The 14,151-nt window shown below is 32.9% G+C and carries 11 protein-coding genes and 2 pseudogenes; 3 read left to right on the plus strand and 10 right to left on the minus strand.

Annotation, left to right across the window (positions count from 1 at the left end):
- The first annotated feature begins 139 nt into the window (after positions 1-139).
- Positions 140-361: a hypothetical protein gene (locus ACQKEZ_RS06410; protein WP_427299491.1), complete on the plus strand. Its 222-nt coding sequence runs from the start codon at positions 140-142 to the stop codon at positions 359-361.
- A gap of 269 nt (positions 362-630) precedes the next feature.
- Here the strand turns inward: ACQKEZ_RS06410 and ACQKEZ_RS06415 are convergent, their stop codons facing one another.
- From ACQKEZ_RS06415 to ACQKEZ_RS06435, 5 genes and pseudogenes are all read right to left on the minus strand, one after another.
- Positions 631-1,377, minus strand: coding sequence for a VOC family protein (locus ACQKEZ_RS06415; protein ID WP_427299492.1), 747 nt, complete (start codon positions 1,375-1,377; stop codon positions 631-633).
- Positions 1,370-1,915 carry a PadR family transcriptional regulator gene (locus ACQKEZ_RS06420; protein ID WP_427299493.1) on the minus strand — a complete coding sequence of 182 codons (546 nt, stop codon included), beginning with the start codon at positions 1,913-1,915 and terminating at the stop codon, positions 1,370-1,372. Before ACQKEZ_RS06420 ends, ACQKEZ_RS06415 begins: the two co-directional genes overlap by 8 nt.
- Positions 1,916-2,230: 315 nt before the next feature.
- Positions 2,231-2,671 (minus strand): phosphate-starvation-inducible protein PsiE, encoded by a 441-nt coding sequence (psiE, locus tag ACQKEZ_RS06425; RefSeq protein WP_427299494.1) that lies wholly within the window; start codon positions 2,669-2,671, stop codon positions 2,231-2,233.
- A 37-nt stretch (positions 2,672-2,708) separates the two neighbouring features.
- Positions 2,709-3,057: pseudogene (locus ACQKEZ_RS06430) on the minus strand (sensor histidine kinase); the annotation flags it as partial.
- A gap of 263 nt (positions 3,058-3,320) precedes the next feature.
- Positions 3,321-4,919 carry a M48 family metallopeptidase gene (locus tag ACQKEZ_RS06435; protein WP_427299495.1) on the minus strand — a complete coding sequence of 533 codons (1,599 nt, stop codon included), beginning with the start codon at positions 4,917-4,919 and terminating at the stop codon, positions 3,321-3,323.
- A 43-nt stretch (positions 4,920-4,962) separates the two neighbouring features.
- Here ACQKEZ_RS06435 and ACQKEZ_RS06440 point away from each other — a divergent pair.
- Positions 4,963-5,439: pseudogene (locus ACQKEZ_RS06440) on the plus strand (IS3 family transposase); the annotation flags it as partial.
- Between the two features lie 227 nt (positions 5,440-5,666).
- Here the strand turns inward: ACQKEZ_RS06440 and ACQKEZ_RS06445 are convergent.
- Both ACQKEZ_RS06445 and ACQKEZ_RS06450 read right to left on the minus strand, forming a co-directional pair.
- Positions 5,667-7,523 (minus strand): alpha/beta fold hydrolase, encoded by a 1,857-nt coding sequence (locus ACQKEZ_RS06445; RefSeq protein WP_427299496.1) that lies wholly within the window; start codon positions 7,521-7,523, stop codon positions 5,667-5,669.
- 58 nt (positions 7,524-7,581) lie between these two features.
- Positions 7,582-8,148, minus strand: a complete 567-nt coding sequence (locus tag ACQKEZ_RS06450; protein WP_427299497.1) for a TetR/AcrR family transcriptional regulator — start codon at positions 8,146-8,148, stop codon at positions 7,582-7,584.
- A gap of 502 nt (positions 8,149-8,650) precedes the next feature.
- Here ACQKEZ_RS06450 and ACQKEZ_RS06455 point away from each other — a divergent pair.
- On the plus strand, positions 8,651-9,040 hold the full coding sequence (locus tag ACQKEZ_RS06455; RefSeq protein ID WP_427299498.1) for a hypothetical protein: 390 nt from the start codon (positions 8,651-8,653) through the stop codon (positions 9,038-9,040).
- A gap of 1,324 nt (positions 9,041-10,364) precedes the next feature.
- Here the strand turns inward: ACQKEZ_RS06455 and ACQKEZ_RS06460 are convergent.
- The 3 genes from ACQKEZ_RS06460 to ACQKEZ_RS06470 all read right to left on the minus strand — a co-directional run bounded on the left by ACQKEZ_RS06460 (position 10,365) and on the right by ACQKEZ_RS06470 (position 13,959).
- Complete coding sequence (locus tag ACQKEZ_RS06460; RefSeq protein ID WP_427300490.1) at positions 10,365-11,249, minus strand: S8 family peptidase; 885 nt, start codon at positions 11,247-11,249, stop codon at positions 10,365-10,367.
- Positions 11,239-11,841 carry a DUF3885 domain-containing protein gene (locus ACQKEZ_RS06465; RefSeq protein WP_427299499.1) on the minus strand — a complete coding sequence of 201 codons (603 nt, stop codon included), beginning with the start codon at positions 11,839-11,841 and terminating at the stop codon, positions 11,239-11,241. Before ACQKEZ_RS06465 ends, ACQKEZ_RS06460 begins: the two co-directional genes overlap by 11 nt.
- A gap of 1,425 nt (positions 11,842-13,266) precedes the next feature.
- Entirely contained in the window at positions 13,267-13,959 is a 693-nt protein-coding gene (locus ACQKEZ_RS06470) for a hypothetical protein (protein WP_427299500.1), read from the minus strand.
- Positions 13,960-14,151: the final 192 nt, after the last annotated feature.

The raw sequence follows: 14,151 nt of genomic DNA on the forward strand, positions 1-14,151 counted from the left end.
ATATGAAAATAACAGATGATGATCTCCTAAAAACACCATTACAAATTATAGGAAAACACAATACTTTTGTCTCTTTTTTATCGTATTCTATTTTCCTATAATAAAATGAATATTTCGGAAAGAAAATGATCGTAATGAAATGGAAAAAACAATGACTGGTGTCGCTCTTTCTTTTGGGTTACTTCTTTCTTCGTATGTTCCAACAGCTAGCGCTACTTCAACAACAGGCAGTACAACAGATGGCGTTGCGCGTACAAGTGCTTTTATCACTTCCTGCCCTGATGAAACTTTAAGGAAATTCCGAAAATCAAACAAGCCTTACTTATGTATGTACTCCGACACAGCTATTCTAGCATTTTAATAAAGAAAAATATCACCATTCTCTTTATACAGATTATCCCAATAACAACTCAGGGTGATTAGGAAAGAAATATAAGTTCAAATACGTTCTCAACAAATAAGGACACATGTGACCACTGAGCAGAATGAGATACTTTTTTACTAGATAAGATGACATACTTTTTTCCAGTTAATGATGTTCATTTTACTCGGCGGTCACAACAATAAGCCATATGCTGATGAATTTCAGAACAACAATCATTTTTTTATGATGATCTGTATGTATTGAATCTAATTGTTTACTAAATATACATTTTCTATTTTTGTTATAGACTTGGATTGCAAACTGTGATTATCCATTTCTACGTAAAGGGAAAAATCATTGTTTTCAACAAAAATTATATCGCTTCCATTATTAAGTTTTATTTTTAATGCATTACCTTCTTTTTGAGTATTACGAAAGGTATTCTCAATCATATTGTAGTCTAATTCAGTCCACTTGCCATTGATTATAATTTTGGTCATCCCCATTATCTTATGACTGATACTATTGGGAATCATTTTCTTTTGAAATTTTTCAGAAATATCTTCGTTATCTAATTGCTGAAATCCAATTTGAAATGCCTCTTTTTCAAAATAAGGTAAGTACATGTTTCTCCATAGTGATGAAATTTTAAGTAGTCCAAATAATTTATATTCGATTCTTTCTGGCGTTTGTACATCAAATGCTTTGTCTAAAAGCGATTGATGTACAGAATCAATATCTGATACATCAATCATTAAGCATATTGCTCCTCTTGTGCCTCGATTATACAACTCTGTCCAATCTTTTTTCCAGCCACCGCCATCCTTCTGTGTTATATTCACTAATTCAAGATACTCCTTTCCAATCCAAAGATTGCTTATTTTAAAGCCTTTCGTTCTTTTACCTTTTTTAGGTGCATACGGAAAACCATTTTGTTGTATCATATCTATCATTTTTTTGTCTTTTTGATATTTATCATCAACATTGATAACAATATGATCGATTTTATTCATCGGTTAACTCCCCCATCTTAATTAAATGGATAGTTTCATAAAGATACTTCATTTTCAATTCTTCCATTTCATAAATGTAATCAAACGTTAGTCTTGTTAAAGGAGATAGATTCATTTGTTTCTCTTTTTCTTCTTCTCCCTTTTTTATTTCTGCTAAATGTCTTTTTTGCGCTTCAATTTGAATATTTAATGATTTAACAGCTTCTTGTTTTTCAATTTCGTCAGCAAACATTAGTCCAGCAAAAAGTTGAGTTGGATAAGTATTTTGAGATTCTACAAGACATTTCATCACACATTCTTTCTTGTGTTCTTTTCCAAGTTCTGTAATCTCGTAAATTTTAGTACTCTTTTTCCCTACCGTCCTAGTTTCACAAACTTTTATATAGTTTCCTTTTTCTAATTTATTTAGCGCATAATAGATTGAGCCAACTAGAATTCCTCCCCATCTATCTACCATTGTATTTTTTAAATTCTGCTCAACATCATACCCTGACATCGGTTTCATCGATATTAATCCTAATATATATAAGTCCGTCATCAGATTCCTCCAAATCAATATCTATTTACACAATACTCAACATTGAGTATTGTTTCAAGATTAGATTAAAATTTTCTTTCATGCTAAACACTTTTTCAGAGCTCTCAAAAAATCCTGTAAGCAAGCGTTAGAGCGATGTTCATAAATGAAGAGGTGTGCAATACGATGAGTGATCAACTGGATCAGGTTGAACTTCATCAATTTCATTGAGCTTTTCCTCAATTTTAACCTTTCATTAATAGACAGGTGACTCATGAGTGAGCCCCCTCGATCAAACTAAAAAAAAGACGAACGGCAACCATTCGTCTTCTTTCTTCACTTCACTTCCTCATGCTCATGCTCATGCTCATGAGCAGAATGCCTTTTATTGGCGATAAAGAGTGCACAGGTCATGGCAAGAATGGCCAGCGCCCACCAGAACGTCGATACAGCCTGTTCATGATCAATGATAATCAAACGGATAACAGCTGTGATGCCAATATAAATGAAATAGCGAAGCGGGAAATGAAAGTTTGATTTAAAGTATTTAATAATTAAGGCAATAAACTCAAAATACATAAAGAAGATCAGCAGTTCTCCCAGCATGCCATAATAGCTTTCTCCTTTGTTGAACAATGTCTTGTAGACAAATTGTACAATGTACCATGTTTCACTGATTAAGAGGACGCTTAAAGCGATCGCCAGAAAGAACAGGCAGATATTCAGAAGGGCTTGCAAGAGATCAGGTACCTTTTGGAAGTTGTTGAATCGTTTCATTGGATAGTCTCTCCATTCCAGTATATTGATTTGTCGTCTACATTTTGATGTTCCAAAAACGCAGCACGATGTAGTAAACAGCGTTCCTTTCTTTACTTTCAAACTGCCCCTGCATGCGAGACATCATTCGTGCAATGCTTCGTTCACCGAGTCCGTTGCTTTCCGGCATGACATCCATCTCTTTTATCGCATTGCTCACATGGAATCTCAAAGATTTCTTGATCGGATAAAAACGTCATATTGATGTCCTTTTTTGGATCTGCGTATTTACGTAAGTTTGACATCACATTATCAAACACTCGGCCAAGCTCCTCGATATTCACGTTGATATGGCTGTCCGGTAGCTCTCCTAAAAGATGAACCCGGAATTTCTCTTGATACAAGATAATGAAATTATGCGAGAAAATTGAGAAACAAACAGCAAACCCATCATTCTCACTATCACTAACGCCTTTCTCCAAATAACTAAGGGGAATGGTAGTCACATTCATATCGTTGTTAATTGATAAGAATAGTATAGTACCGAAAAAGCTGATAAAAACAACTAATAAAGAAAACTTCAACACCCGGGAATTTCTCTTTATAAATAGATTTAGCCAATTATATTTGGAATGGTACAGTTTAGTCTCCACATGATCACCTTATTGACTTAATTGGTTTTCTTTATGTTTTCAATTCGTTTTTCAAAAGAGGGATGACTTTCACGCCATTCAGACTTTCTTCCATAATCTCCATCTTCTTCCTCAATAAGACTGCTTAATTTAATCAAAGTATTGAGATACACTGTTTTACTCTCAAGATGGGAAACAGCAAAGTTATCAGCCTGAATCTCAAATAACCGGCTGATTTTCTTTGGCAGCCATTCCGTAATGAAGATCATGAGAATTATTCCTATTGGGAAAATAAGAATATATTGCCACCATCCGTTGGCAAGCATAACCTGTCTGGCATAATACATACTGATGCCCATAAGTAATGTTACGATCAAAGTTAGAAACATGGTATAATGTGCGTGTTTTAACTTCGCATGTCCCATTTCATGGTATAAGATAGCACGAATTTCCTCTTTATCAAACTTATCTAACAACCCTTCTGTCACATACACATCGACTCTTCTTGTAAATGGAAGTTTAAATGAATATATCCAAGCATTCACATCCTGTTGTGAGTCTTTTTTCACCCAAATATTTACCTTTTGGTTTGTCTTATACTCAATATCCTTGCGAATATTCATGAATGCTTCCGTATTTAAAACTTCATATTTGTTTATTATTTTTTGAATGATTGAGTAACCAATAATAAATAATATGATTAGGGCGAAGTACCAGCCACAAAATAGAAAAATGTTATCCATGATCTTCGCTTGAAACGACAAAGGAAGTAATAAATAAGATCCGAAATATAACAAGGATAATGTGGCAGCACCAAACAAAACGACTTGCTCCCTAACATTCATTAAGAACGAATTTCCTGACGCGCCTTCATTTTCTTCTAATTCTTCAGGCGTATCTTTTGTAGTATATCCAAATGAATAAGCTGTCAATAAGACTGACAGGAAACTAGGTACAAGTATAGAGAGAATAATACTTAAGACATAAGAGCCTGTTATTGATAGCACATATCCCATTAAAAAATAATAATTTAATCCCAAGGGAAGAAAAATGGCTAGAACAAAGGGAATAAATAATGTGAATAGGTTTTTCATAGATTCATGAAGATTAAAAAATAAAAATAACAGAGCTGGAAAAAGGATTCCCATTAAAGTAATTAAAATAATATATGTCGTATTATGCTTAAAACCTGTTTTGACCTTAGTAGTTTCTGTTAGATTCGTTAGATTGTATTTAGAGAAAAAAGGATTTTGCGATACCTGTTCCATCTTGATTGTATCATCATGAATAAGTACAAAACCTCTTCTTAGAAAAACCGTTGCCTTATCTTTCATTAATTTGTCAGTTTCAATCGTGCTAATTCCATTCCTAGATGGAATCTCCGTGAAATTTATTTGCTTTCCCCCCAATTGAAAGGCTGCTTCTGAACGATCTTTGGAGTCACCATCTTGATAGGTTAATAAAAAATCACCCTGATAAAGAGAATGGGAGATTAATACTTTTGGATTGTTATCTTTGTTCGAATCAAGTAGAACAAATGGAGAAACAACTGCTGAACGGATACCAACTTCAATCAAAATGACTATTATTGTAATAATGCTTGCAATAAGATAAGAAAGTGAGGCTTTTCGTAACATTTCATCACATCCTACTGACAGATTATAGGGTTAAAACAATTATATAGCAGAAAATCACTTAAAGCGGGATTTTTCTGCGACAAAGCCACTTGTAAAATTAGTGACCGATATTACGTATCTGCCATTTGGTCAAAAAATGCTTTATCTATCCACAATAAAAGATTTATATACAAGTGAAATTGTCGCTTATACGATTGGTGATAAACAAGACGTTACTCTTGTTCTAGATACTTTGAATCAGCTACAGGCATTGCCAGAAGGCTGCATACTTCATAGTGATCAAGGATCGGTCTACACTTCTTATGCTTATCAAAAGGAGATGAAGGAAAAAGGCATTATCATGAGCATGTCCCGTAAGGGTATGCCCGCTGATAATGCCTCAATCGAATCCTTCCACTCTAGTTTAAAATCAGAAAGATTCTATCACCACCACCTGACAAACACTACAACAGCCATTGTAGAAAAGACAGTCAGGGAGTATATTCATTATTATAACAATATCCGAATTCAATTAAAATGAAACAACCAGTCACCGAAAGAGTTTCGGCAACTGGCTGTTTCATAAAGGTGTTTTGATCCCTGTCTTAAAAATGGGGGTCAGTCCCGTCCCAAAAATCGTGCTTTTTTAATAAAAATCACCTTTTTCGTTTTAGGGTGTTATAAAATCTTTCAGTTGATGGACATAGGGGGATCCCAAGCAATACAATTTTATTTCAATTACTACATACTTTTATTTATCCCACATTCTCAACTGCTAATCATACTATTTTTGATGATGAATGCTGCTGTTTCACTCGGATGGCTAAGAGGGAAATGATGACCATATGGAACAAAATCAACTTGACCAAGATGCGATGGGGCAGAATAGCCTTTGTCATAATCCCCCCAAATAATATGAAGATGATCCTTTGTGACTTCATTGAAATCATCTTGATCGGTTTTCAGTAGTAAATGGTTGAGCTGAATCGTCGTATTTAAAATTCTAGGAGAAGTAAAACTGTTTCTGATTTTTTCAATATAATGTTCAGGAATGCTCTCCGTGCTTTCAAACAAACCATGTCTTAATAAATAACGCTCTATCAAATGAGTCGTTGCCAATCTTAATGTCCATTTGTTCAGAAATTGAGGAACATATAGTGATTTTGCATTTTGTTTAGCAACAGGCGGCTGAAGTAAAGTGATTGAATACTTCTTATCTATGTATTCTTGTCCCAATGCTTCCAAAAGAATATACGCACCGAATGAATGGCCGATTAGATGTGCACCATTCGTCGCTTTCTCTAATACTTTTTTCACTACATTTAAATAGATATCTAGAAGATGTTTCTCTCGTTTAAAAGGAGAACGCCCCAAACCAGGAAGATCCAAGATCCATACAGGTTGACCCGTTTTTTCATGAAGCTCTTGTGCTAAAGGAAATAAATCTTCTCCATCACTCAATAAACCATGTAATAAAATAAACGGCTTCCCTTCTCCTTTTAATTGATAAATGGTTGTGTTATCGCATAGTGTTCGTTTAAATAAATGATGCTGCTCACCATTTTGATACATCATTCGATAATCTAGATCAGCTACTACAGCAGGGAAAAATTTCATGACACTCGTCTTCTTAAACCAATCTTCTCCCATTATTTTTTTCGCTGAAGCATTTGAAAATGTTCGTTTTGTCATAAAATTCAGTCCATCGGAAGGAATTTTTGTTATTTTACTTACTCCACTTTTCATTATTCCTTTCATAAGTGGCATTGGGACAGAAATTTTTGGTGCCTTCATATTCATACTTTCCGACATCATACTTAATAACTCAGCAATGTTCTGATCGTGCTCTTTGTCTTCAACAAGTGTATATGTTTGAATAGCCGGCTGCTCCAATCTGAAAACCTGCACAATAAACTTCGCAAACTCATCGTTTGAAATAAGTGGTAACCTATATCTCTTACCTCCAGGAATCACTGGCATGAGCCCTCTTCGCATACTCGTCACAAGCAAACCTAATCCTGCTATCTGCTCTGTACTCCCTGTTTTACTACTGCCGACTACAGTTGGTGGATTAATGACAGAAAGCGGATAACCGACTGCTGATGCCTGTTGACGGATATAAAGATCTGCTAAAAATTTTGTTCTCTCATATGGATTTTTTATTTTCAAATATTTGTTTCCTTCTTTAAACACATCCATTGCAATCTTGCTATTTTTATCATCAAACGGGCTCATATAACCTACAACATGAATAAATTGCTGCAATCCCTTCAATTGATGAATACTCTTAGCTAATTCACTAATATGTTTGGCGCCATTTAAAAATACGGAAGCTGCCTCTTTACTTGTCGCTTGAATATCCATGGGGCCTCCTGCGTGAATCATCACATCCGTTTTCAATATCCTCTCCTTATCTTCAGCATTTAGACCTAAATCTATTTTCGTCAAATCACCTTCAACAAAGTGCATAACTTCCTTTTTTAACATGCCTCTTTCTTGAAAAATGCGTGCTGCTTTACTTTTCGACCTCACTAAAAGAAGAATGTTCACATCCTCTTTGGCTAATTCTTTCACTAACTGCTTTCCAATAAAGCCTGTTCCACCAATTAAAAATACTGTTTTCATATGAAATCTCCTTTTTAGTACCACTCAGTACTAATTTAGTGTAAAAAAAATGCTTCTTTTATCGAAGCAAGTTAAATAAATGATCTGCTGTTTTCGTGATGACAGTTGCATCCTTCAATGTTTCTGAAATAAATAACGCTCCTTCAAGATTTGTAATAAAAAGTGATGCCACCTCATCAATCTGAATCGTATTTCTAAATTCTCCCTTCTCTACTCCTTGTTTCAGTAATAAAGAAACTTTCTTTTGTAATCCTGTAAAAAAAAGACCTATTTTTTCTTTAATTTGCGTAGCCTGTGTAGGACTTTGAATATAAAGAGTAATAAATGGACAGCCGCCCTTATAGTCTCTCGACTGAACCCCTTGTGATAATTGCTTTAAAAACAGCTGAATACGATCTTCAACTAAAAATTGGTTCTGAGACAGTACATCATCAATTGCAGATTGATACATGTCAATCCAATAATCAACGACCCCTTCTAATAATTCTTCCTTATTAGAAAAGTGATAATACACATTAGACTTTGATACTTTGCTTACACGTACTAATTCATCCATGCTTGTATAAGCAAACCCTTTTTCTAAAAATAATGTTGCAGCTACTTCAAGTACACGTTTTTGATTCATTAATTTTACCTTTGTCATAATTAGAACTATACAGTACTAATTTATTTAGTGCAAGTATTTATGTTTAAAAAAGTTTGATCAAAAAGTTCCACTAACTTTGATTTTAAAATCTTATTTTAAATAAAGTTGAATTGACCCTAACCATTAAAAAAATCACCATTAGAAACATTATTGTATATAGGATCATTATCATTTAAGAAATATTGAACGGAATGATAGAGAAAAAAGAACTCGAAACGTTACGCAAAAAGTATAGACCGTATGACGAATAACCAGGTTCTCACTTTCATGAGCGCCTGGTTATTTATTTTAGTGACTAATCAATAATTCCTCCACCTGTGTCTTAAGGGCCTGATTAGCATATCTACCAATTAACTAAATTCAATAATTAGTTTGATAACTAAAAATATTAATGTTGTCATAAAATTGTAATATATTACTACCTACAGGAGGTTTTCTTTATGAAAAAAAGTTATTACTCGTTCCTGTTATTTCTCTAGGATTGATTAGTGGAATACCTGGTGGTGTATCTGCTGCTGAAACAGAAAATTACAGTCAAAATCAAACTCATTCTACTATCATGAATACATCTAGCAGTATTCATGATAAAGCTTTTGAACTAAAAAATGGAGGTATAGGTAATTCTTATACCGGCAAGTATAACCCTATTAAATATTATAAATTTTATTTTGATGGTTCTGATGACGTCAGTGTAATATTTAATAGTAAGGGGTCTCATAAACTAAGTATATTAAACGGAAAATTAATCCAATTCGGAACAGACTTTGCACTTTTTCCGGATCTAACTTTGGGTTGGAATTATCTTGAAGTAGTAGATACAAGACCTAGTCTTGGTGCATCATACTATGATTTAAAAATACAATGGGGTTAATTTGTTAGTACATATTTAGAAAAAATGCTTTTTAAATATTTATTTAAATTTGTGCATATAAGACCAAGACGGCAATTAAGCTATCTTGGTCTTCCTTTATTTATTACGTCTTTGTTGAATTGTAATATACAATTCTGCTAAACGGACATTTAACAAGGTTTTAGTGAAAGATAATGTTGAGCTAAATAAAGATGAAGTGAAAAATTTTAGTTTGGATGAATTAAAAAAAATACTCGATTACATGAAAACCTATAAACACCAACGATGCATAGATTATCAATTGTATTATATGCTTATGTACTTTTCGAGCGAAATAGGCTTGCGTATAAGCGAGGCGTTAGCTTTGAAGTGGTGGGATATTGAAGATAATAAAGTGACAGGTTAGGCGGGATAACAGCAATAAAGTGACTTTAACAACCAAAAAAGCACATCATCTTATCGCACTATAGGAATAATTGATGCAGTATTAAAAGAACTTAAAAAATTCAAGTTGAAACAGAACGAAATGATATTAAGTAATAAATCATTTAATAAAAATAGTGATAATATCATCTTTCAAAATTATCTTGGCATTTATTTAACGCCTTCTACAGTACGTGAAAGTATTGTAAAAAAGCTGGGGTAGATTATAAAGGAACGCATTGTTTCAGACATACTCATGCAGTTTTACCTTTGGAATCAGTAGCCAGTTTAAAATTGTTTCTAACCGATTAGGGCATAAGACAATTAAAACAACTTCTGATACTTACTTAGATATTTCTGAGAAAATAGAAGAAGACGAACTAAAAAAGTTCGCCTCCTCTACAAAAGATAAAATATAAATCGCCACGTTTTAGGCTCGGCCGATTTTTCATTATTCTTCCAAAACCTCTAAAACCCTTATATATCAGGTATTTCAGGTGTATTACCCGATACTACCTTCCATCTCAAACTTAATTAATCTAGGATTTTAGAGTGTATCAAAACTATCTGGAATCCTAGGAGCGATTTTTGTATACAAGCTTTCAAAATGTATATAATTCAATCGGTACACCGTAAATTAACCAGGATTTTGAGTAGCATAGATATATTAAAGTATTACATCTATTTTAAATACTTTAATATGCACTGGAAGGATTGTGGAAACGAAATTGGTTAGAAATAAAGAGTATTATTATTTCACTTTAAAAGGTAGAATGTACGTAATCAAAAGTTAAAAATTGAATTAACAACTTTAATTATAATTTTTCCAATATCAACCTTAATATCTACACACAATCATTAAAAACCTGATGAGCTTTTCTCATCAGGTATAAAACAGACTCTTCCGGAATTCTGTTAAAAATTAACCTTTGTCAGTCTGTATTCGGTTATATTTAAGCCCGGTCTCTTCTAGATAAGATAAACTTTCATCAAAAGAGTTTTTTGATCGCTCAATCTCTTCATTTAACATTCCTTTAGCTACTGCTCCGGTTATAAAGGCTGTTGCAAAAGAAGTCCCTCGTACTGTTTCATAAGTTCCATCTTTATTAGTAGTGTAAATATTAGTTCCTGGACCAAAAACATCTATTTTACCTAACGAACTCAAAACATCGACTTCTCCTGTTTCATTCATAGAACCTACTGAAATTACATTTGGGTATTTTGCGGGAAAGTCTACTTCTTGCCCCAATCTATTTCCAGCTGAAGCAATTACTATAATCCCCTCTGATGTTAAGGTGTTAATAGTCTCTTCGAGTTCAATATAACTTTTTGAAAAACCAAAGCTAATATTAATAATATCTACTTCTTTTTCATAAGCCCACATTAATCCTCGTAAAATATCATCAATTTCTCCTTTACCCTCAGAATTTAGTACCTTTACATCAAATAGTTCAATGTCTTGACTAACACCGATCATGCCAATTGAATTTTGGTTTGCATTTAGAATACCGGCGATGTTTGTACCATGGCCATAATCATCTACTATATTATCTGTAGCGTTTATAGCGTTAAAACTTTCAACAACTTTTCCTTCAAGGTCTTCATGTTCTGAAAAAATCCCACTATCTACAACTGCAACTTTTATCTTTTTGCCTGTTTCTTTATTAGCAATCCCTATATATTCATGACCCCATGTAACGATTTCTTTGCTTTCCCTAGAGTTATTTTCGTCAGCAGAGCATCCAACAAGATGAATTATTAATAGTGAGAGGAAACTAACAATAAGAGAGTTTCTTTTAATTATAATCTTCTCCTACCATTAAAGTACTATACTTTGTTTTAAATTTTTCATACTTTCTCTCATCCTTAAATAATAAGAATGCCCCTCTGTCATCATAAATATGATAAATAAAATCTTTATTTATAAAGAATATTTCAGGATAACTACTATATTTGTCATTGAACCTCGGAGCCATACTTTTAAAATCTTGATTACATATTGCCTTGATTATTTTCTTGTACTCTATATGCTGTTTTTTTGTTTCTAAAGAATACTGAATTACTTTTCCATTCTCATCTTTAGAATTTTTTACATTGAGTCTATATTTATTAATTTTTTTTGAATACTTACTATATACTCCTATCGGCCTCCGTAATGAATGCTCGCTTCGAACAATTGTGACGACGAACAATAAATCGTTCCCCCAAAAAAGTTCATCAAATATACTTATTGCAACATTATAAACCTTATTAAAATATTGAGGATTTAAATTGCCTTGATCATTAAACTGATACATTTCTTTTTCGAGTTGAATATGAAGGCTTAGAGGTAACTCGTTAAAGGAATCATTAATTAAATCAATATTGAATTCACTTTGTAAATAATCTAGGTGAACCATATCTCATTCTCCTTTCATTCTTTTATGTACAATTTTTAGTTTCTTAATATATGACCACTTTTATTTAGTGTAGCTATACGCTCTCCGGATTTATTCATTAATTTGTAGTAACTTCCTCCATGAGAATTCCCTTTCCCAAGATCTCTTGAAATGGACCAACCAGATTTAGGATCTTTCCACTCTTGTTTACCTTTAACCTTCTTAGTGAAAAGAGAAATCTTAACTCCAGTATCATTCAATAAAGATTTTTTTACATTTTTTGTAGCTAGTCTTGCTGAAGAGTTAAGAGCGTTAGTAACAACCTTCTTACCATAAATGCAATAACTTTTGTAACTATATCACTCTTAAGTGTATGGTACCTTGCAAACCATCCTAATACTTTGAAATTGAATTTTCTTATTTTCAGAACCAATGCGTTAGAAATTGATTTTTTAAAACCATCTATTTTAAAATTTGTTATTTTAACTACAAATAATAACAGATATTCATTTCTATCATTAATATAAAGACTTATATTGTTTTTATATTATAGTAAATCCCCTGCTTTTATTCATAGTCAACTTAGATGTAACCAATGAAATAGAAGAAGACGAACTTAAAAAGTTCGTCTCCTACACTAAAAGGTCATCTTGATCGGCACAAATTCGGCACGCTTCATCAACCTCTTATATCAATCATTTTCAATCCTCTGTATTAACCAATAGAACCTTCCATCTCGAACTTAATTATTTTTGGGAATCACACACAAACATACGTTCTCTCGTGATAGTGATTCCCACGTTTTATATTTGTTTTGCGTCATATAAAATAATAAGCTGTCGTAAGTTTGTGGGTGTTTTGTGGGTGTGCCCACATAAATACATATTAATGAAGGAAGTGAAATACATGAACATAAATAAATTAAGATCATTCCTTTATAAAACATCAAAATACCTGGGTGACGTCAACGCCGTTCAAAAGGGCACTATAGGCAAGCGTATCATGCGACGTGCTGCGGGGAAAACGACTGGAAAATTGTTAGGTAAACTATTCAAGTAGCCCGCCATTTGGTGGGTTTTTATGAATACTCCCACCACTTACCACCCTTGCGGTACGATTGAATATATTTAAAAAACCTCTCGCTATGCGAAAGGCTTATTATTATGCTCCTGATAAACTGCACCTTTGACTGTATGATGATATGTCAATAACAGGGATGAAGTTTTTACATTGTGTTTACTTTCACTTTTGTGTAGACGAATTATTATTCTTATTTTGTATAGGGATAGTGATTGAAAGAGCTAAGGATAATAGGAATATTAATATATATATAATCCCATTATAAATAAATTGTTTATTTATAATTATTTGTATAAATCCCGTTAATGATACTATAAAAATGAGAATACACATTACACGAGCTAGATTCATTTATATACCACCTAACTAATATTTTTTCCAAAAGCATTCGCCTATGTTAAACCCTGATAAGAATGTTAAGCCATAAAAGCAAGGCGCACAAGCTGTACCCATTGTTACACTACAAGCTCCGCCACAAATGCTTCCTGCTAATGTAATCATCGCCCAACTAACTCCTTTTGAAGATAAACAATTGTTAAAACCATTCCACCATTTTTTGAAATTTTTTTGTGGGGAAGCCTGAAGCTTCATTTTGTTTGTATCACTTTTTTCGAAAGCTACAATTTTATCAAAGTCTTTTTCTGAAAAATTCAGAAGTTTTTCGCTTACCAATTTTCCGTTAACCCAATAAGACGAAGTTCCTTCAAGTTCTTCCTTATTAGTTTTCAAATGAATTTCTGAATAATTAACTAAAGTATTATTCTGATCAAACGTTAGTACTATACCTTCCATATTATTCAGGGGATCTGATGTCTTTATAGGTACATTCAGAAAGAATTCGTTAGTTTCTTTATTAAACAAAGCCGTAGCACCATCCAAATTAAGCTCATTTTTGCTGTAAAGCGTTACCTCTTTGTTTTTTACAAGTTCAGTTGTTTTAGTCACCAACTTCTCAACTTTATTGTTACTGACTTTTTCAGTTTGTTCACTTAATTCATTATACGCTTTAATCGCGTCTTTAACATCATCGTTTAATGAGGTTTCAATATTTGAGGCCATTGACACACCTCCACCTCCAACCAAACACATAATTAAAGTAAGTACCAGGGTAAAACACATGATTTTTTTCACTTTCATTCCTTTCTATTATAAAATATTTCCAATACAATTACCGTATCACAAATTATTGAAAAATGTAGATAATTTTCAAAACTCCTTTCTATTATTAACAAAAAAGATTTTTGAAATGCA

This window comes from Bacillus sp. NPDC077027 (assembly GCF_050269555.1).
In the GTDB taxonomy this organism is placed as follows: Bacteria; Bacillota; Bacilli; order Bacillales; family Bacillaceae; genus Bacillus.